The 20,358-nt window shown below is 46.5% G+C and carries 15 protein-coding genes; 11 read left to right on the top strand and 4 right to left on the bottom strand.

All coding sequences use genetic code 11. The annotated features are described in order from the left end of the window. Nucleotides 1–12 precede the first annotated feature (12 nt). From scyB to V6C71_00235, 3 genes are all read right to left on the bottom strand, one after another. Nucleotides 13–1,068: a tryptophan dehydrogenase ScyB gene (scyB, locus tag V6C71_00245; GenBank protein HEY9766921.1), complete on the bottom strand. Its 1,056-nt coding sequence runs from the start codon at nucleotides 1,066–1,068 to the stop codon at nucleotides 13–15. Nucleotides 1,069–1,730: 662 nt separating this feature from the next. Continuing rightward, the gene (locus tag V6C71_00240; GenBank protein ID HEY9766920.1) at nucleotides 1,731–3,563 is read right to left on the bottom strand and encodes a thiamine pyrophosphate-dependent enzyme; all 1,833 of its coding nucleotides are present in this window, start codon (nucleotides 3,561–3,563) and stop codon (nucleotides 1,731–1,733) included. A 160-nt stretch (nucleotides 3,564–3,723) separates the two neighbouring features. After that, nucleotides 3,724–7,341, bottom strand: a complete 3,618-nt coding sequence (locus V6C71_00235; GenBank protein ID HEY9766919.1) for a hypothetical protein — start codon at nucleotides 7,339–7,341, stop codon at nucleotides 3,724–3,726. Nucleotides 7,342–7,370: 29 nt separating this feature from the next. On the opposite strand from V6C71_00235, the gene V6C71_00230 reads away from it, so the two are divergent. The 11 genes from V6C71_00230 to V6C71_00180 all read left to right on the top strand — a co-directional run bounded on the left by V6C71_00230 (nucleotide 7,371) and on the right by V6C71_00180 (nucleotide 18,667). Next, nucleotides 7,371–7,526, top strand: a complete 156-nt coding sequence (locus V6C71_00230; protein ID HEY9766918.1) for a hypothetical protein — start codon at nucleotides 7,371–7,373, stop codon at nucleotides 7,524–7,526. A gap of 429 nt (nucleotides 7,527–7,955) precedes the next feature. Further along, the gene (locus V6C71_00225; protein ID HEY9766917.1) at nucleotides 7,956–8,135 is read left to right on the top strand and encodes a hypothetical protein; all 180 of its coding nucleotides are present in this window, start codon (nucleotides 7,956–7,958) and stop codon (nucleotides 8,133–8,135) included. A gap of 2 nt (nucleotides 8,136–8,137) precedes the next feature. After that, complete coding sequence (locus V6C71_00220) at nucleotides 8,138–10,336, top strand: anthranilate synthase (protein ID HEY9766916.1); 2,199 nt, start codon at nucleotides 8,138–8,140, stop codon at nucleotides 10,334–10,336. An 89-nt stretch (nucleotides 10,337–10,425) separates the two neighbouring features. Then, nucleotides 10,426–11,355, top strand: coding sequence for an indole-3-glycerol phosphate synthase TrpC (trpC, locus tag V6C71_00215; GenBank protein ID HEY9766915.1), 930 nt, complete (start codon nucleotides 10,426–10,428; stop codon nucleotides 11,353–11,355). Between the two features lie 67 nt (nucleotides 11,356–11,422). After that, complete coding sequence (gene trpA, locus V6C71_00210) at nucleotides 11,423–12,244, top strand: tryptophan synthase subunit alpha (protein ID HEY9766914.1); 822 nt, start codon at nucleotides 11,423–11,425, stop codon at nucleotides 12,242–12,244. Between the two features lie 51 nt (nucleotides 12,245–12,295). Continuing rightward, a complete protein-coding gene (trpB, locus tag V6C71_00205) occupies nucleotides 12,296–13,531 on the top strand; it encodes a tryptophan synthase subunit beta (protein HEY9766913.1) in 1,236 nt (411 codons plus the stop codon). Nucleotides 13,532–13,708: 177 nt separating this feature from the next. Then, entirely contained in the window at nucleotides 13,709–14,854 is a 1,146-nt protein-coding gene (gene trpD, locus V6C71_00200) for an anthranilate phosphoribosyltransferase (protein ID HEY9766912.1), read from the top strand. Between the two features lie 78 nt (nucleotides 14,855–14,932). Beyond that, on the top strand, nucleotides 14,933–15,994 hold the full coding sequence (gene aroF / locus V6C71_00195) for a 3-deoxy-7-phosphoheptulonate synthase (protein HEY9766911.1): 1,062 nt from the start codon (nucleotides 14,933–14,935) through the stop codon (nucleotides 15,992–15,994). Nucleotides 15,995–16,049: 55 nt separating this feature from the next. Then, the gene (tyrA, locus tag V6C71_00190) at nucleotides 16,050–17,162 is read left to right on the top strand and encodes a bifunctional chorismate mutase/prephenate dehydrogenase (GenBank protein HEY9766910.1); all 1,113 of its coding nucleotides are present in this window, start codon (nucleotides 16,050–16,052) and stop codon (nucleotides 17,160–17,162) included. 135 nt (nucleotides 17,163–17,297) lie between these two features. Continuing rightward, a complete protein-coding gene (locus tag V6C71_00185) occupies nucleotides 17,298–17,471 on the top strand; it encodes a zinc ribbon domain-containing protein (GenBank protein HEY9766909.1) in 174 nt (57 codons plus the stop codon). Nucleotides 17,472–18,304: 833 nt separating this feature from the next. Then, nucleotides 18,305–18,667 (top strand): hypothetical protein, encoded by a 363-nt coding sequence (locus V6C71_00180; GenBank protein HEY9766908.1) that lies wholly within the window; start codon nucleotides 18,305–18,307, stop codon nucleotides 18,665–18,667. Between the two features lie 165 nt (nucleotides 18,668–18,832). On the opposite strand, the gene V6C71_00175 is transcribed toward V6C71_00180, so the two are convergent. Next, nucleotides 18,833–20,134, bottom strand: a complete 1,302-nt coding sequence (locus V6C71_00175) for an IS4 family transposase (GenBank protein ID HEY9766907.1) — start codon at nucleotides 20,132–20,134, stop codon at nucleotides 18,833–18,835. Between the last annotated feature and the right edge of the window lie 224 nt (nucleotides 20,135–20,358).

Here is a 20,358-nt window from a genome sequence, read left to right as displayed (position 1 = left end):
TTCATCCTTTCGTTAGTGTTCCTTTGTCGCCTTTTGCAATCTCGCTTTTTTGATGCGCTCTTCTGCTAGTTTTTGAGCAGCTTCAAAAGTAGTGATGTCTTGTTGCTCGGCAATGTTGAATATTTCTAGCAAGGTGTTATAAATGCCGTTTAGCTGTTTAAAAGCTTTGTCTTCCTCGTAGCCAATCATTTCGTTGTAAACGTTGATTAAGCCTCCAGCATTAATAACGTAGTCGGGACAGTATAAAATTCCTTTAGATTTAAGGAGTTTGCTGTGTAGCTGTTCGTTTTCAAGCTGATTGTTAGCAGCTCCTGCAACAATTGAGGCTTTGAGCAAAGGAATAGTTGAGTCGTTTAAAGTTGCTCCTAAAGCACAGGGGCAAAAGACATCAACATCGAGCGAATAAATCTCATCGGGGTCTACAACTGTGGCTTTGTAAAGACGCTTAATTTCTGCCGTTCTTTCTGGATTAATATCAGTGACAAAAAGAGTTGCTCCCTTCTCATAAAGAAGCTTACACAGATTGCTGCCAACATTTCCTAGTCCCTGAATAGCTATCTTTAGCTCGTCAAGTCCTTTTTGTAAGCCAAACTCTACCGCCGCTTTTATCCCAAACAAGACTCCATGTGCTGTTATAGAAGCAGGTCCTCCAGATTTCTCTAATACTCCAACAACATACTTGGTTTCCTGACAGATTTCCCGCACGTCGCTGGGAGAAAGATTTACATCCTGTCCAGTGATAAAACGTCCGTTTAAGCTGTCAACAAAGCGTCCATAGGCTCTCAAAAGCTCGCTGGTTTTAGCTTTTGGATCGGCAATAATTACGGCTTTACCGCCACCAACGGGAATGTTGGCACAGGCTGCCTTGTAGGTCATGCCGCGACTAAGGCGAAGAACATCTCGCAGAGCATCGGCTTCACTAGCATATGGCCACAAGCGAGTTGCACCCATAGCAGAACCCAGGCTAGCATCGTGAATCGCAATTATTGCCTTTAAATTTAGTTCTGGGTTGTGGCAAAAAACAACTTGTTCGTGACCCATTTGTGTAACAGTTTCAAAAAGCTCCACGCCGCTCTCCTTTTACACCTGATTCAGCTAACACCTGGCTGTTATTAGTAGTCATTAAGTAAGTTTATTAGTCGCTATAAGTAAGGGAATTCAAGCTTTCGGCAATTGAATTGAGAAAAGACAAGCTGGCTTTTCCTATTTTTTTATCGTCAATAAACTTTATTTCCTATCTCGATCTATTTAAGTAAAATCGGGTTTACCTAAATTTTTTATGTTTAATCCCTATTCTTGAAAGTTCAAGCGAGACAGTAGTTTACGAGTAGAATTCGAGAGATATATCACTGTTGTTTTGTGAGACAAGCCTCAAAAAACCTACGCTTTTGTATAAAGGTTACAGGATGTAATAAGCCATGCCAATTAACTATCTTTTGATAAAGTGACGATTCTTTAGGTGAACGACTAAACAATTTAGTTGAATTTACGTAGATCGATAAATAAGCTGGCATATAAAATGTCAGTGCAAACAAAAAAAAGTCAGATCGAACAAAAGATTATTAGCTGCTATGACCCCTAAAAACTTTAGACTTTCGCCTAAGCGATCGCTTTAACTTGCCAAACTGCCACATCAGCGATGAAGGTTAAAAATAGTCACTAGGAGAGGGGCATTGGAAGTAAAGCCAATCCCCTAAGCCCTAACTTAGGAAAACCAGGTACGCTAGCACTTAAACTAACGGAAATGAAACTCGTCGCTCTTCTTTCTTCTCTTGCTCCTTGCTAGATTTAACGCCCTGAGCGCTGAGGCTCTTGTTGCGTCCTTTAGAGGGTGCAAAGCGAGTGGGATCGACAGTGACATCAACGACCACCGGACCCGTTGCCGCCATCGCTTTTTCTAAAGCTGCCTCAAGCCCAGCCTCAGCTTCTACGCGGATACCTTCTGCGCCCATGCCGCGAGCGATCGAGCTAAAATTTGTGTCTGGTAGTTTGGCATCCGCCCCTTTCATACCCAGGAGAGCCATGCCTTGATTGCACATATTATAGTAGGCATCATTGAGAACGATCCAAACAGTCGGAAGCTGGTACTTAACAGCCGTACTAACCTCGCTATTCATCAGCATCGAGCCATCGCCTACGATCGCAACAGCTTTACCATTACGACCTCTGGCAGTGCCAACAACTCCAGTGACGTTGTGACCCATCGAGCCAACCCCCGTACTGACTCGGTAACGATTGGCTTGGGGAAATCTCAGTAGATTAGTCGTCCAGGTAAAAGAATTTCCCGACTCAGACAGAACGACTGCATCGCTGCCCTCAACGACAATTCGCTGAATCGCCTGCATCAAGATTTCTGGTCTAACTAAGTTGCTTTCAGCTGGAGCGATCTCATTCCGTTCGGGATTTGGTAGAGCGATGTTTTGCTCAGTTTGCTCGGGGAAGTGCTCGAGCAGTGCCTTCACAAAAATATTGGCATCCGCAATAATCGGTAAAGTCTTTGCAAACGGAAAAGCGACACCCGGAACTTTCGGATCGACATCGACGTGGATAAACCCTTTAGCGGGAATCATATCTTTACTCCAGAAGGAAGTCGGTTCACCAAGGCGGGTTCCTAGTACCAGAATGCGTTGAGGCGAGTACTCCTGCATGTAGTTCATCACCGATTCATGACCGCCTAAGCCTGTTACACCCACATACTGCGGATGGTTTTCGGGGAAAATGCTCTTTCCGCGAGGAGAGCACATAACAGCGGCTCCGGTTCTTTCTGCGAATTCGCGGATCGCTGCGGCTGCCTTCCGCGCGCCAAAACCAGCCCATATTGCAAAGGCTCCTTCGGAGAGTAGCCGTGCTGCCATCTCCACCGTTTCCTGGCTGGGAACTGGAAGCGCAGGAGCTAGGTTAATTTCAGGGATAGAAGTTTCAATAGGGGTAGACTGAATGCTAGTCGGAATACTAATATGAGCTACGAAACCGCCTGGCTGTGCCAAACCAAGTGCTAATCTGCGGGCGATTTGGGGAAGCTGCTGAGGCGATTCCAAAACGGTTGCATAGTTAAACAAAGCACCAGAGGTAAAAATTCCGCCTTGAGGAATTGTCTGGTCGCTCGTTTCCTGAATTGCCCAACGTCCGCGCTGCGGAGCTGAGGTACAGGCTGAGAGGTGAATGACCTTTGCTCCCTCGTCCCGTGCTGCCAGCAGTCCGGTGAGAGCATTGGTAATGCCGGGACCTGCGGTAGTAAATACAACAATAGGGCGATCGCAAGCAAAGTGAGCCTCAGTTGCAGCAAAGGCAGCTCCTCCCTCGTGGCGGCAGTGCAGAACATCAATGGCAGGGCTATTGGACAGAGCGCTCCAAAGCATAGCCATTGCGCCTCCAGAAACGCCAAACGCTTCTTTAACTCCTAAGCCTTCTAAAACTTTGACAAGAGCCTGAGCTACAGTCAGTTGCGGAATCTCCTTGCCATTATTGCTAGTTTGGGGTGCGATTGCCTTTTTACCATTACCGTTTCTATCGGCAGTTTTCTTAGTTTTAAATGAGGATAGTTCCATTAAATTATCAGTCATTGCTTCTTATTCGATTAATGAGGAGAATAGTGCGTCGATCGAGCCGTAGCGAGAAAATCCCGATTTATGTGAACGTATAGTAACAGGGTCGCATTGCATATTTGCCAGTGCGACCCTAATTTGTTTAGGTGATTAGATTTGAGTCGGCTAATGAATTACCTCAAATAACTGACTCGTTGTTCATGTTGAGTCCAGAAAGGTCAATTGCAAAGGCACCAGGAACTTGCAGCACATTATCTTCTCCCAAGACAGGAGTACCAACGCCGGATAGATTAGAATTACCCTCAATGTCAGAGATTTCGGAGCTGAAAATTTCAGATCCGCTACCGCCAAAGACTTCTAGCATGTCATCGCTATTGAAAACAGAACTATAGTAGTCTTCAACATAATCAGGGAAAGATATCTTAAGATTGCCAGCCTCTGAACCGTCCTCGTTAAAGACAGGAGCATCGAGCAAAATATCGAGTTCGCCATCTTCGTTAGAGGGGTTGACTTTAACGCCGTTGGGAAGCAGTAATTCGTTGGTTTCAGCATTGAAAACAGGAACTTCACTGACAGAAGCATCGATGTTTTCTCCATCGTTTGCCTGAAGATTTTGAAAATCAATCTCATTAAACAATGGTTCTTCATCTGCGAGTTCGGAAGCACCGCCATCGCTTGCGGGAGAATCTTGGTAAAGACTGCCAGAACTGGCAAAATCAAAATCCCCGTTATAGTCAGAATTAGATTCCATAGGATTACCTTCAAAAGAATTACTATCTTCAGCAGGCGTATCTTCGCTGTCAGCTACGCCACTAGAAACGGCAAGTTCCTCGTCAGAAAGACCTTCGGGAACTTCGCCCTCAAGGAAAATATCTCCAGCAGGAACATTAGAAGAATCGGAAGAATCTGCTGTCGGGTCGAATTCAAAAGGATTGCCGCCAAAAGGATTGCCACCATCTTCAGAATCGACATTAGGAATTTCTGGGTTAGAGAGAGAAGTGTCATCTTCGCTGACAACATCATCTTCACCGGTATACCAGTTGCCTTTATCATCTCTGACCACATAGCTTCCTGGTTCGCCAATAGCTACTTCACCAGTTTCAGGAAGACTGCTAGGACCGCCAGCACCACCAGCATCAGCATCGCCACCACCGAAGGGACTACCGCCGCCAGCACCACCGCCCATCATGGGAGATTCGCCACCTTCGGCTTGTGCAACGCTATCACCACCAGCACCGCCGAAAGAAACATTCGGCTCGTCTCCTTCAATAAAAGGATTGCCCTCTTCTAATGGGTTGAAGTTAGCAAAAGGATTGCTAGAACCAGCACCGCCAGTCGAGATACCGCCCATCATAGGGGATTCACCGCCAGTCGAGCTACCGCCCATCATAGGGGATTCACCGCCAGTCGAGCTACCGCCCATCATGGGGGATTCACCGCCAGCACCGCCGACGTTACCAAAGATATCTTCCACGCCATTAACGCCCTCAATATCTAGTAAACGAGAGAAGGGTCCGATATTAGGCTGCCCTCCGCCAGACTCGCCGCTGCCGCCCATTGAACCGCCGCCCATAGAGCCACCGCCTTCACTAGGGGCACCGCCGATCATGGAGGATTCACCGCCTTCACTAGGGGCACCGCCCATCATCGAGCTACCGCCGCCCATCATCGAGCTACCGCCACCCATCATCGAGCTACCGCCACCCATCATCGAGCTTCCACCGCCGATCATGGAGGATTCACCGCCTTCACTAGGGGCACCGCCCATCATCGAGCTTCCGCCGCCCATCATAGGGGATTCACCGCCAGTCGAGCTACCGCCGATCATGGAGGATTCGCTGCCTTCACCAGTTTGTTTAAAAGCGCTGAAGTCGTAGTCGTAATCGGGGTTGGTATTGCTGTTAGGAGCGCCACCGCCCATCATGGAGGATTCACCGCCTTCACTAGGGGCACCGCCCATCATGGAGCTACCGCCACCCATCATGGAGCTACCGCCACCCATCATGGAGCTACCGCCACCCATCATGGAGGATTCACCGCCTTCACTAGGGGCACCGCCCATCATGGAGCTACCGCCGCCCATCATGGAGCTACCGCCACCCATCATGGAGGATTCACCGCCTTCACTAGGGGCACCACCCATCATCGAGCTTCCGCCGCCCATCATAGGGGATTCGCCGCCAGTCGAGCCACCGCCCATCATCGAGGATTCACTGCCAGCACTGCCAGCGCCACTACCACCGCCGAAGGGGTTTTCTCCGCCACCACCGACGTTACCAAAGATATCTTCTACACCGTCGATGCCAGGAAGATCTAACAGGGGACCAAAAGGACTTTGTCTAATTAATTCGTTTGGATCGCCTTCACCACTTGGTTCAAAAGTACTGAAGTCGTAATCAGGGTTTGTATTGCTATTAGGAGCGCCACCGCCGATAGGACTGCCAGTCGAGCTACCGCCCATCATGGGGGATTCGCCGCCTTCGCTAGGGGCACCACCGCCGATAGGACTGCCAGTAGAGCCACCGCCAGCACCACCAGCGCCACCGCCGAAGGGACTACCACCGCCAGCACTGCCACCGCCCATCATGGGGGATTCGCCACCAGTCGAGCCACCGCCCATCATGGAGGATTCACTGCCTTCACTGCCGAAGGGGTTTCCACCGCCAGTCGAGCTTCCGCCCATCATGGGGGATTCGCCGCCTTCGCTAGGGGCACCGCCACCAGCAACACTGCCGCTACCTGGTAAAGAATCTGTACCAGATTCAGACAAGCTTCCGTAAACTTGGTCGATAACATTCTGACCTGCCGAACCGTCATCTTCAGGTTCGCCTTCGCCATTCTCAGATGCTTCAACCACTCCGTCAAAATCGTAGTTAGGATCGCCAGCAGATTCATCGCTAACTAAAGCGACATTGCCCTCTGCATCTGTTTGGAAGTAGCGGTCGGCATTACCCAATATGTTTGAATTGTCTTCGTCTAAATTAAAGCGATTGCCGTTAATGCTGTTGCCGTCACCAGCGACGCGATTACTGTTACCAGAGATACTGTTGTCGTTACCGCTCGGACGATTGCCGTTGCCGCTAACTTCGTTGTCATCTCCAAGGTTCCAATTGCCGTTGCCGTCGGTAACAACGTTGCCGTCGCCAAAGTTCCAGTTACCGTTCCCAGAAGTGTCGTTATCGCTACCAAAATTCCAGTTCCCGTTACCATTAACAGTGTTTTGGTTGCCAGTTGGATTTTCTGCCGTATCTGGTGTCTCACCTTCGCCAACTGGAGTTGGCGTAGTGCTACCGCCAGCAAAGATTGGGTTATTACCTCCAAGTGCATCTGCTGGAATACCGCCCTCTTCGCCAACACCTAACGGATTGCCGCCAGTAAGAGGATTGTTCTCCCCTTCAAAAATGGAGTTGAAGGGAGTACCGCCTTCTTCGTTTAAATTCCAGTTACCGTTTCCTTGGATCTGATTGCCGTCCCCAAAACTCCAGTTACCATTACCGTCAGCAAGGTTGTCATTTCCATAAAAGTTGTTGCCATTACCGTTGTCGGTATTGCCAGAACCAGTGTCAATACCATTGAAATCGGTGTTCATCATCGAACCACCTCCACCAAAGGACATATCTTCAACGCCTTCGGTAGTTTCATTAACAACATCATCGCTGTCGGTAAAGGGGCTACCATCGGTATCGGGGTTGAAGGAATCGAAGGGATTGTTGCTGTTGGCTTCAGGAGCACTATCGCCTCCAGCACTCGGAATCGATGTTGGTTCGGTTGTCGATGCGTTCAATGTTTCTTCCATAAGTTTGAAATAAATGCCTGTAAAAATAAATGCCTGTAAAAATCGTCAGAAACGCAATCGAGTGTTTGCCAATGCTAATCGCACCTCATCGCACTGACAGAATTGCAAAACGCGATAGTCATGTCGCTCGCGATCGCCAAAGCCTCTGTAGGTACAACCGTGCAATTATTAGCAATCACCATTAAGGGTGCTCTATTTAAAAGCACATCGCTCCTCGTTTTTGGAACTCAAGAATTCAGAACAATGTCAATTTTGCTTCACAAAGAGCTTAAGAAATATTATGTGAGGAAACAATGAATAATCTTTTGATTGAGCTTTCTATTGTTTCGATTATTTCTATGTAGCGTAGGTATCACCAAATAGCAAAAATAATGCTGCTGTACCTATTTTTGTTCAGTTGATGTTTGTTTAGTTAATGTTAATTTGATACAAAATAATAAATATTTAAAAAATTAAATTGCGCTTCTTTCTAAAGGTAGATTTTATGAAAAAAATGAGTGAAATCTAAAGAATTTAAAGAGAAAAACGTATTTAGCGATACAGAAGTTGAAAAGCAAAAAAATTGGTAAGCCATTCTAAAGATTGTTCATTGAAGTAAAACTTAAATAATTGTTATGTTGCAAAACATCGGCAACATTATTAGGGTTTCTAAACGTGAAATCACTGCGTCTCCTATTGCTGAAGTTTCTTCAGCAATCCGACGCACCAATTTTCCAGAATTTATTTTGGTGCGTTGGCTCTCGTACAAACGCGATCGCTATCAATTACCTTTTTCATATAAAAGTTCTCTATGAGTATGAAGTTTCATTCCTACACGACCCAAGGCGGCATTCACGTCTCTCGCTCTGCCGTTGAGATGCAAATGGACGATGCTATAGAATCTGTTCTGTCGTGTCTAGATTCTCAACGGGGAGGCTTATTTGCTAGTAGCTATGAATATCCTGGACGATACAAACGGTGGGCAATTGGATTTGTCAATCCGCCTTTAGAGCTGACAACGCGCGATCGCAACTTTACCTGGAAAGCTCTTAACGAACGGGGTAGAGTTCTTTTGCCCTACCTAGCAGAGCACCTTTCTCTACATCCGCAGCTTCAAGAGGTTTTATTAGAAGACGATCGCCTTGTTGGTTTTATTGAGCAGGCAAGCCAGTCTTTTACTGAAGAGGAACGAAGTAAGCAACCTTCTGCGTTTAGTGTTGTCCGCGAAATTTCTCAAACCTTCTACAGCAACGAAGACGAAAACCTGGGACTTTATGGAGCGTTTGGCTACGATTTAGTCTTTCAATTCGAGTCAATTGCTAAACATCGCGATCGGCCTACTGACCAGCAAGATTTGCTGCTATATCTGCCTGACGAGCTGTTTGTTATAGACTACTATCTTGAGCAAGCCTACCGTTATCAGTACGAGTTTGAAACTGGACACGGCGGTACTGAAGGAATACCTCGTACTGGCGAGTTTATCGACTATCGGGGACAGCGGCTAACGCCCGAACGGGAATCGGATCACGTACCTGGCGAGTATGCTGATAAAGTGATAGAAGCTTTAGAATACTTCCGTCGCGGTGATTTATTTGAAGTTGTTCCGAGTCAGAACTTCTATAGAGCCTGCGTAGCCTCGCCTACAGATTTATTCCGTACTTTACAGCAAATCAATCCGAGTCCTTACGGCTTCTTGCTTAATTTGGGGGGAGAATACCTGATCGGTGCTTCTCCAGAAATGTTTGTGCGGGTAGAGGGCAAATACGTAGAAACCTGCCCGATTAGCGGTACGATTGGTCGCGGTGTCGATGCGATCGGTGATGCTGCTCAGATTCGGCTGCTGCTCAACTCTCATAAAGACGCAGCAGAGCTAACTATGTGTACTGACGTAGACCGCAACGACAAGTCTCGGATCTGCGAGCCAGGATCGGTACAGGTAATTGGTCGCCGTCAGGTAGAGGTGTATAGCCACCTCATCCATACCGTCGATCACGTCGAAGGGATCCTGCGTCCTGAATTTGATGCCCTAGATGCTTTCCTAACCCACACCTGGGCTGTCACCGTCACAGGCGCGCCAAAGCGCTCTGCCATGCAGTTCATTGAGGAGCGCGAACACAGCCCTCGGCGCTGGTACGGCGGTGCTGTAGGCTGGTTAGCCTTTAACGGCAACATAAATACAGGCTTAACACTGAGGACAATGCGACTTAAAGATTCAATTGCCGAAGTACGGGTGGGAGCAACTGTTCTGTATGACTCAGATCCCGCCGCCGAAGAACAGGAAACTCTCACCAAAGCTGCTGCCCTTTTTCAGACCCTTTGCGATGCTGGTCAGACGGTTGAGACTGAGAAAACTGCCAAAGCCAATATTAGCAGTCAATCCCCCCAGTCCCAAGTTCAAAAGCGAGTGCTGCTGATCGACTACGAAGACTCCTTCGTACACACTTTAGCTAACTACCTGCGTCAAGCTGGGGCGATTGTCACTACCCTGCGTCACGGTTTTCCCGCATCAGTATTTGATCGCGAATCTCCCGATCTCGTCGTTTTTTCGCCTGGTCCTGGCAAACCAAGTGACTTTGGCGTTCCCGAAACCGTCATGAGCTGCGTCCGCCGCGAGCTGCCGATTTTTGGTGTTTGTTTAGGGCTGCAAAGCATTGTCGAAGCGTTTGGAGGCGAACTTGGTATCCTAGATTATCCCCAGCACGGTAAGACATCTGTCATTAACATTGTTGAAGATTCGGCACTCTTTAACAACGTTCCGAAGTCTTTTGAGGTCGGTCGATACCACTCCCTGTTTGCCCTCAAAGACCGTTTGCCCGAGCAACTTAGGGTAACAGCACTGTCGGAAGATGGCGTGATTATGGCAATCGAACATAAAACTCAGGCGATCGCCGGCGTCCAGTTCCACCCAGAGTCGATTATGACCCTGGGGAGTGGAGTTGGCTTGTCGATTATTGAGAACGTGATTCAAAGCTACGCCAAATCGAGACTGACAAAGTCGGCTATATCTGTCAGCTAATTGGTTGGTAGTTTGCTGTCATCGGTGGGTAACTTGCACCTTTGCGAAAAAAACAATAATGACTTATAGAAAAACAGTTTTCATTCACTATGCGGATTCGTCGTCGATCGCCTCACCAAGCAGTAAAAGACTACCCAATTGCGGCTCCGAATACCGAACCGCGTCACATCCTCGAAAAAATTGTTTGGCACAAAGAGCGAGAAGTAGCTCAGATGCAGGCTTCGCTTCCTCTTTCCGAGCTAAAAAGCCAAGTTCGGGCAGTGTCGCCAGCGAGAAACTTTCTCTTAGCTTTACAGGAAAGCCCTAGCCACCCAAGCTTAATTGCCGAGGTTAAAAAGGCTTCGCCAAGTAAGGGAATCATTCGGGCAGATTTCGATCCCATTAGTATTGCCCAAGCCTATGAACGAGCTGGTGCTGCCTGCTTGTCGGTGCTAAGCGATCGCGCCTTCTTTCAGGGGAGTTTCGATAATCTGCGCTTAGTTCGTCGCAGCGTATCTTTACCGCTGCTGTGCAAGGAGTTTATCATCGACCCCTACCAAATTCACTTAGCGCGAGCGGCAGGAGCCGATGCAGTGCTGCTTATCGTTGCTATTTTAAGCGATTGCGACCTGCAAGACTTTTTAAACGCGATCGACTCTCTAGGCATGACGGCACTGGTAGAAGTGCATACAGCCGCAGAACTCGATCGCGCCCTGTCTCTATCTAACTTGCGCCTGCTAGGAATCAATAACCGCGATTTAGAAAACTTTACTGTCGATCTTGAAACCACCGAGCAATTAATCCAGCAGCAACGAGAACAAATAGACAGTAAGGGGATAACGGTAGTCAGCGAGTCGGGTTTGTTCGAGCGAGCCGATTTAGAGCGGGTGTCTCAAGCCGGAGCCCGCGCTGTTCTGATTGGAGAGTCTTTAGTCAAGCAATCAGATATAGAACAGGCCGTCCGCAAAATTCTGAATGAAGAAAAGGGAGCAGTACAGTCACCAAATAGCGCCCCTATTGCCCACGGTGCAGAGATTTAATCTCAATTAATTTCCGCAGAAGTTAATCAATATTGAAATTAATAACTAACAGCTACTAATCGTAAAAATGACTTCAATTTCTCAACGCTTTCAAACTCTGCGATCGCAACCGCAGTGCGCTCTCATTCCCTTTATCACGGCTGGAGATCCAGACCTGGAAACGACAGCCGAGGCGCTACGGGTGCTAGACCGCAACGGCGCTGATATGATTGAGCTAGGAGTTCCCTACTCAGACCCACTAGCCGATGGACCCGTGATTCAAGCAGCTGCTACCCGCGCTTTAGAGAAGGGGGTTAATTTGGAGCAGGTGCTAAAGCTCGTCGAGTCGGTGAGTCCTGACCTACAGGCACCAATCATTCTTTTCACTTACTATAACCTAATTCTAAACCTAGGCATCAAGCCGTTTATGGAGCAAATCTTCCAAGTAGGAGTGCGGGGATTAGTCGTTCCCGATCTTCCTGTCGATGAGTCTGCCGAGCTTTTAGAAACGGCTGCCAGCGTCGGCGTTGAAGTAATTTTGTTAGTTGCTCCGACCTCTTCTAAGGAGCGGATCGAAAAGATCGCCCAAAAGTCTCAGGGATTCATTTATTTAGTAAGCGTTACGGGGGTTACGGGCGTGCGATCGCAAGTTCAGGGACGGGTTAAAGACTTGCTTCAGCAAATGCACCAAATGACCGATAAACCAATCGGCGTTGGCTTTGGTATTTCTGGCAGCGAACAGGCTCGCCAGGTTAAGGACTGGGGAGCCGATGGGGTCATTGCTGGTAGTGCTTTCGTTAAACGGTTAGCTCAGGGCACGCCAAGCGAGGGATTACAAGCAATTGAGTCTCTCTGCCAAGAACTCAAAGAAGCGATCGCCCCAGTGTCAGAAAAAGTCATTTCAGCCTAGTACCGCTACGCGGAGGTAATAGGTAATAGGTATAAATTTAGAGGATAAAAAATGGTTAATACGCAAGATACTCAAACAACAACACAATCTCGTCCCGACCCCATGGGTCGATTTGGACAGTTCGGCGGCAAGTACGTGCCAGAAACTCTGATGCCTGCTCTTGCGGAGTTAGAAACTGCTTTTAAACAGTACCGCAACGAGCCAAGCTTCCAAGCAGAACTGCAACATTTACTGCAAGATTATGTTGGTCGTCCCACTCCTCTCTACTTCGCCGAGCGACTCACCGCTCACTACGCTAAAGCAGACGGTAGCGGACCGCAAATCTATCTAAAGCGCGAAGACTTAAACCACACGGGTGCTCACAAGATCAACAATGCCATAGCGCAGGTACTTCTGGCAAAGCGCATGGGCAAACAGCGCATTATTGCTGAAACGGGAGCCGGACAGCACGGAGTAGCCACCGCTACTGCCTGCGCTCGATTTGGGTTAGAGTGCGTCGTCTATATGGGCATCCACGACATGGAGCGTCAGGCACTCAACGTGTTCCGCATGAAGTTGATGGGCGCAACCGTTGCTCCTGTATCCGCAGGCACGGGAACGCTTAAAGACGCTACTAGTGAAGCAATCCGTGACTGGGTAACAAACGTAGAGAACACACACTACATTCTTGGCTCTGTTGCCGGACCTCACCCTTATCCCCAGTTAGTTCGAGATTTTCACGCCATGATCGGCACGGAAACCCGCGCTCAGGCACGAGAAAAATGGGAAGGATTGCCAGATATTCTGCTCGCCTGCGTCGGTGGCGGTTCTAATGCGATGGGACTCTTCCACGAATTTGTTAACGAACCGCTAGTACGTCTCATCGGCGTTGAAGCAGCTGGGGAAGGCGTTGAAACTGAAAAGCACGCTGCTACCTTAACCAGAGGACGAGTTGGCGTTTTGCACGGTGCTATGAGCTACCTACTTCAAAGCGATGAAGGTCAGGTGATCGAGGCGCACTCAATTAGTGCTGGATTAGACTATCCTGGCGTTGGACCAGAGCATAGTTATTTAAAAGATAGTGGACGCGCTGAGTACTACAGCGTTACCGACGAGCAGGCTCTAAAAGCTTTTGAACGCGTGTCTAAACTAGAGGGAATTATTCCGGCTTTGGAAACGGCTCACGCCTTTGCTTATTTAGAAACCCTTTGTCCGCAGTTAGAAGGAAGTCCTCGAATTGTCATTAACTGTTCGGGACGCGGGGACAAAGACGTGCAAACCGTTGCCAAATTATGGAATCTAAACTAGGGAACGAGAAACAGGAAATAGCGGTGCGACCCCGTGGATTAAAAATTCGCTAGGGAACGCCCTAAAGGACTAGCTTCGCGTCGCGCACCAAGATAGGGAAGTTTTCGATCTCATGGGGATTCCCTACCCCTACCCCCACACTTTAATTACACACACGATCGGTAATGAAATTGACTTATGGTAGAAACTCCCGTTGCCCAAAAGCCATCGTCAACGTCTGACTCCTCCAACTGGTCGAGTTTGCTGCAACAATTGCTAGACAGACAATCGCTTTCGGTCGATCGAGCGGCCGATTTGATGCAGGGATGGCTGACAGAATCGATTCCGACCGTCCTATCGGGGGCGATTCTAGCAGCGTTTCAGGCAAAAGGCGTGTCCGCTCAAGAACTTCTAGGTATGGTTCAGGTTTTGCACTCCCAGTCACTCGTTCCCTGGCGTGAAACGCCAGACGGAGCGTATTCTCGGCTTGCGAGTGAGCGTTGGTCAGTACGACTCCAAGACTCTTTAAGGAATACTTCTCCGTTAATTGATACCTGCGGTACAGGAGGAGATGGAGCATCAACCTTTAATATTTCTACGGCGGTTGCTTTTGTAGCGGCTGCGGTTGGGCTGAAGGTGGCTAAACACGGCAATCGCTCTGCATCGAGTAAAACTGGCTCAGCAGATGTCCTAGAAGCTCTGGGAGTGAATTTGAAGGCTGAACCGGAAAAGGTTCAGAGGGCGGTGAGGGAGGTAGGCATTACTTTTCTGTTTGCTCCTGGCTGGCACCCTGCCCTCAAAGCCGTTGCTCCCCTGCGAAAAACCCTAAAGATACGCACCATCTTTAATTTACTAGGTCCGCTCGTCAATCCTTTACAGCCCACCGGACAAGTGATTGGAGTGAGCGACCCGGCATTGGTAGAAACGTTTGCGGAAGTTTTATCTCAACTGGGAACCAGAGCGATTGTGGTTTACGGACGGGAAAGATTAGATGAGGCAGGATTGGCAAATACTAACGATCTGGCGATCGCCACCGATCGGGTAAGCTTAATTGAATTAGACCCGAAAGAACTCGGCATTAAAAGCGCTCCCACGGCGGCATTGCGAGGTGGCAACGTGCAGGAAAACGCGAATATTCTAAGGGCAGTGCTTCAAGGTAGTGGCACTCAGGCACAGCAGGATGTGGTTGCTTTGAACGCCGCTCTAGCACTTTTTGTTGGCGAAGCCATCGGCACAGAGCCTAGTCTTGATAATTTTGCGCGGGGTTTTGCCCTGGCTAAAGAGGTGCTGCAAAGTGGAGAAGCCTGGAGAAAGTTGGAAGAATTGGCTCAATTTCTTCGGTAAATAGAATCTACCAACAAATTTAAATCGAAGTGGGCTGAACTCACTGTATTTAACAAGTAAAATCAAAGGAATTTAAACATGATCGTTGTTGTTAAATCTGGTACGCCAGAACAAGAAATTAATCGGATTTGTTTACAGCTAAGTACTACCTGGAAGGTAACGCCGGAAAAAATCGCCGGTAAGCATAAGGTCGTAATCGGCATGATTGGCGATACGGCAGAGCTCGACCCGCTACTGGTGCAGGAAGTGAGTCCTTGGATCGAGCAGGTTTTGCCAGTCGAAAAACCCTTCAAACGTGTCAGCCGCGAGTATCGTCATGGAGAAGCAAGCGAGATAGTTGTACCTACTCCTAACGGTCCTGTCACCTTTGGAGAAAATCAGCCCGTCGTGCTGATAGCTGGTCCCTGCTCGGTAGAAAACGAAACGATGATTGTTGAAACGGCGCAGCGAGTTAAGGCAGCAGGAGCCAAGTTCCTGCGGGGTGGGGCATACAAGCCTCGTACTTCTCCCTATTCTTTCCAAGGTCACGGCGAAAGCGCGTTGGATCTGCTAGCGAAAGCGCGAGAAGTGTCAGGACTTGGAATAATTACAGAGGTAATGGATACAGCCGATCTTGATAAGATCGTCGAGGTGGCTGATATTATACAAATTGGTGCTAGAAATATGCAGAACTTTTCGCTGCTAAAGAAAGTGGGAGCGCAAGATAAGCCAGTGCTGCTCAAGCGCGCTATGGCTGCCACCATCGATGACTGGCTGATGGCGGCTGAATATATCCTGGCGGCTGGCAATGCCAACGTTATTTTATGCGAACGCGGTATTCGTACCTTTGATCGCAAATACACTCGTAATACACTAGACCTTTCCGTCGTGCCAGTACTGCGCTCCTTAACTCATCTACCGATCGCGATCGATCCCAGCCACGGTATCGGGGTAGCTGCGTTTGTTCCGACGATGGCAAAAGCGGCGATCGCTGTCGGCACAGATGCTCTGATGATTGAGGTTCACCCCAACCCTGCTAAAGCTCTGTCTGATGGACCTCAATGTCTGACTCCAGATCGCTTCGATCTACTGACTCAGGAACTGGCTATTGTTGGTAAAGCGATAGATCGCTGGCAACAACCTGCTGCAGCACTTGTTTAATAGACAGCTTCGTCCTAGCTATTAGCTTCAATCATTATCAGGAGAGGTAAATCCAGTGTCAGAAACTCTAGAGCAAATCGATCGCGAACTCATTAAGCTGCTGGGCAAAAAAATTTCTTGTTTGACGCGTTCCCAACATAATGGTTGTGGCGATCGCCCAGAGGTCACTAGCTTGCTCGCTCAAGCTGGCATTCCTGAATTTATTTGGCAAAATCTAACTATCAACTGTGCTGCTGCCAGCACTGCTACCTCTTGTTCTCCGACTGTTAAGCCACGACGAGTGACAGTAATTGGCGGGCGCGGTCAGATGGGAAGCTTTTTCGTCGAGCAGCTATCGTTGTCTGGTCATTATGTAAATGTTCTAGGACGGAATGATTGGGGCAATGCTCAACAGCTATTAGGAACAGCAGACTTAGTAATAGTTAGCGTTCCTATAGAACAAACAGTACCGATTATTGAAAAAACTGCTCGATACCTTACCGCTTCAACTACACTAGCAGACGTTACTAGCATTAAAACGCCTATAGTACAGGCGATGCTCGATCGCCACCCTGGACCAGTACTTGGCTTGCATCCAATGTTCGGTCCGGGAATTGACTCGTTTTTAGCGCAAAATGTGGTGGTTTGTCCTGGTCGGCAGCAGCAAGCCTATCAGTGGTTTCTAGATTTTATCGCCAATAAAGGTGGCAAAGCGATCTGGTGTACGCCCCAAGAACACGATCGCATGATGGGCATTGTGCAGGCAATCAGACACTTTTGTACTTTTGGTCTGGGGGCATTCTTAGCCGAAGAAGAAATCGATCTGTCTCGTACTTTAGAATTTGCTAGCCCTCTCTACCGAATGCAGCTCGATCTAGTTGGTCGCTTATTTGCTGGGGATGCGTCCCTATATTTGAATCTGATGTCACTAGAGGAACGCCCCCAAGTAATTAGTCGATTAGCCGCTACCTACAGCCGCTTAGCGGAACTAGTAGAAAAAAGCGATCGCACTGCTTTAAGCGAAGAGTTTGAGGTTGCCTCTAGTTTCTTCGGACAAGAAACCTGTCGCGCTTTAGAAGAAAGCAACTATATGATTGATAGTCTGAGCCGTCTTTTGGCTGCCAATCAAACTGTAGCCAAAGCGAATAAAGTTTTATTAGATGAGGAGGCTATTTCTCCCGTAAGTTAAACTTGCCCATAAACTTTGTGATATGGCAAATACAATCTATGTTGAGGATTGTGACTTCCGTATTATGGCTAAAAGAATGTTGGGCAAGCACAATTGATGCTTCTTTTGGACAACTAACGAACAATCTTAGAATATGTGGCTAGAAAGCGAGATGTGTTTGTTGGTCGAGTAGATCATCGTGGAACATCTCAAACTTGTCCAAACTGTAGGGCTACAGTAAGAAAAGATCTAAGCGTTCGGATAAGTAAGTGTGATGAGTGTGGTTATGTTGTAGATCGAGATATTGCCTCTGGTCAGGAATATTTGTAACCGAGGTCAAGAAACGTATCGGGGGACTCCCGAAAAGCAACAAATTGGCACTCTTGAGTCGTACTGTCGGGGAACTTGGTTCTAGATAAGTGGCGCAACTCAACCTCGGTTGTTAGGGGAGCAATGCCTAATCGTGAGTAAGGGTGCGCCCACGCTATACTCAAAGAGTTAGCGTTGGGAGGATGTTACGAAAATTACCTATGGCGTTACTGAATACATAATAATTTGGGAGATTGCGAGTACAGTTTTAAAAAGATAGTAAAGCATGAGACAGATATAATATTTGTTAGATAATATTAACAACGATGTATCGACCTGAAAAGCCAACTTTTATCTAAAACGTGAGAATATATTAGGGCTGAATTTATATATAGATATCTATTAAGTCTTTTACATAATGTCGATAAATATTATAGTTCTTCTCTTATTTTCCTCACATTTCGGCTGCTAATCCTAAAAGATTCTCTAGAGGACAATACCAAATCCAATTTACAAAAAATACCAAGATGAAAAACTGGCTGCCTGACACAAGTACCTAAAACCCTTTTGGGGTATAGATTCTTTCTTTTAAGTGCCAAAGACACTTTCTAATAAAGCGATCGCTTGTAAGCATTAAGTACTGTACTAACAAAATTCAATTTCCACGGAAAATATAAGATTGACATAGATGTGTCAGGCAGCCAAGATGAAAAGTTCTTTGACTTTTCATCTTCGATATGTAAATTTTTGTTATTAAAACTTTAAATTTAGAGAGTTACAAGAGTTACTTGGGGAATATTAAGAATATATTTGGGGAATATTAAGAATATATGCAATATTTAAGTACTACAAAAATGACAAGGGCTACTGCAGAAAGTAAACATAGTTTTGATGACTTATATACGCTAGAACAATTAATTTCCGCCAATTATGGATGGAAAGTTGTTTATAATGTGGACGAAAAATATTTTATTGAAGATATTTTGGCTTACGCATCGATTAGAAACGGTTCTTATTACGAATTAATTCCTATTACTTCCCAAGAATTATATCTTGTTCAGTCCCTCCAAGAATACGTCTTGAAAGATAGCCATGTTGCTTTAATAACGCCTGAGAATGAGTTGGTAGTTAATAACTATATTGTAGAAGATGTCAAGCATCTAAATGTTCAAGCTATTAAAAAAGCTTTGATTAAAAGCAGGGTTAAACTAGATTAACCTGGGCTCTGTTGCAAAAAATCTCACGGGGTGACAAAGGGCTGAAATGGAAGATGAGCAGTTAAATGTACTATGGATTTACCCATAAGTCTACAAATCCTGGTTATCAGACGAATGCAGCAACTTCTAAGTAGAAGCAATATCCTGTAATCTTTGTAGCCCTCTCTAAAGAGTTTTAACTCCAGGAGAACCATCATGTCGACGATTTAAAAAGCCTCCAAGTTGAGCAATCCAAATTACAGCTTGTTTAATCGAAGGAGGTTCTTCAGCTAGAGGAAAACCTTGAAAATGACAGTAAAGAGATTGCCATTCATGAGTTTCGAGAATAGTATCGCAAGAAAGAAAAGGATTTTCTCTAGTCTGATAAATAAGCCAAAGCAATCGCCAAGCAACAATAGTATAAGTAGCTAAGGCTTTTTTGATTCGTTCGGCAGTCTTTAATTGAAGTTGCTCGACGCGACAACCACTTTTCAAAACATAATGATAACGTTCAATGAGCCAACGATAAGTGTACCAACGAATATAACGAACAGCAGATTCAAAGTTATTAATTAACAAAGTGGTGAGCAAAAGCCATTGAATAGGTTTCACTTCTGGGTTTGGATTATCTTCTAATGCAGAAATCACATTTAAAGTAACCGACTGACTTTGAAAACTTCTAGCGCGATTAATTGGTGGTGGAAAGTCGAAACTAGCGTGGCGAATTGTCAAATTAGCAGTCCGCGATTTTCTCTCGTCTTGGCGGGGAACTAAAATCTTTAACTGACCAGTTGAAGGAACTTGAACAATTGCTTCTCGGACAAATTTGAGTTCATGATTGATTCGCCGATTGTGTTTGGCTCTAATCAACAGCTCGGAATTCGGTTCTCTTTTGAGGGCAAACAAATCATAGATATCTCCCTCTCTATCTGTTACCGTTACAACTGTTGTGGTTGAGGGAATTGCTAATTCTGCACTCACTAAACCAGTTAACCATCTTCGGCTTTCTTTGTTTAAAATACTCCCTCTTGTTTTTTTCTTCTTCTGAGCTTTAACTGGTCTTGTCCATATTTGTTGCTCCAATATTCCCAACGGTACTCCTTGGCTACTTGATATCATCAGAGAATGAACTTTAAGTCCTCTGACATATTTCTGAGCGCAAGTCATGCCAAACCCTTTATCTTCAGTTTTTGCTCGGTGATGAGTAAAGTTAAAATCGCTTGTATCTTGTATTGCCAAAACAATATTTTCTGTTGAAGCTCTTTGTACAGTCTGTTTTTGATGTGCTTGAATTATGTCTTCTGCTTTTATTCGTGATGAGTTCCAAAAATTATATGTCGCTTTCGTATTTGCCCAATCCCCGCTTGCTTGAGGAACACTCTCATGAGGCTGTCCCGCTAAATTTTCGACAATTTTGATTAGTCTGTGATTTAATCTTTTATCTGGCAGTGCAGCATACTGTAATTCTTCGCTTGCCCACGATCTCATTGGTAGTGTAGCAAAGATGTTGAATTAATCAAATATCTCTGCCAAACTCATACTTATTAATATACAAACCAATCACTAGATCGTGCATCTGAGTAAGCTTAGAAAAGCAGATTGTTTTTCTGTGTAATCTTTTAATTCTATTCCTCAAAGTCAGATGCTTTCTCTCAACAGCGCGATTACACATGGCGAACTAAATTCGCCGTGTCTCGCGCTCAATCTTTTGC

Origin of the sequence: Coleofasciculaceae cyanobacterium (genome assembly GCA_036703275.1) — a bacterium.
In the GTDB taxonomy this organism is placed as follows: Bacteria; Cyanobacteriota; Cyanobacteriia; order Cyanobacteriales; family Xenococcaceae; genus Waterburya.
This window is presented reverse-complemented; position numbering and strand designations above follow the sequence as displayed.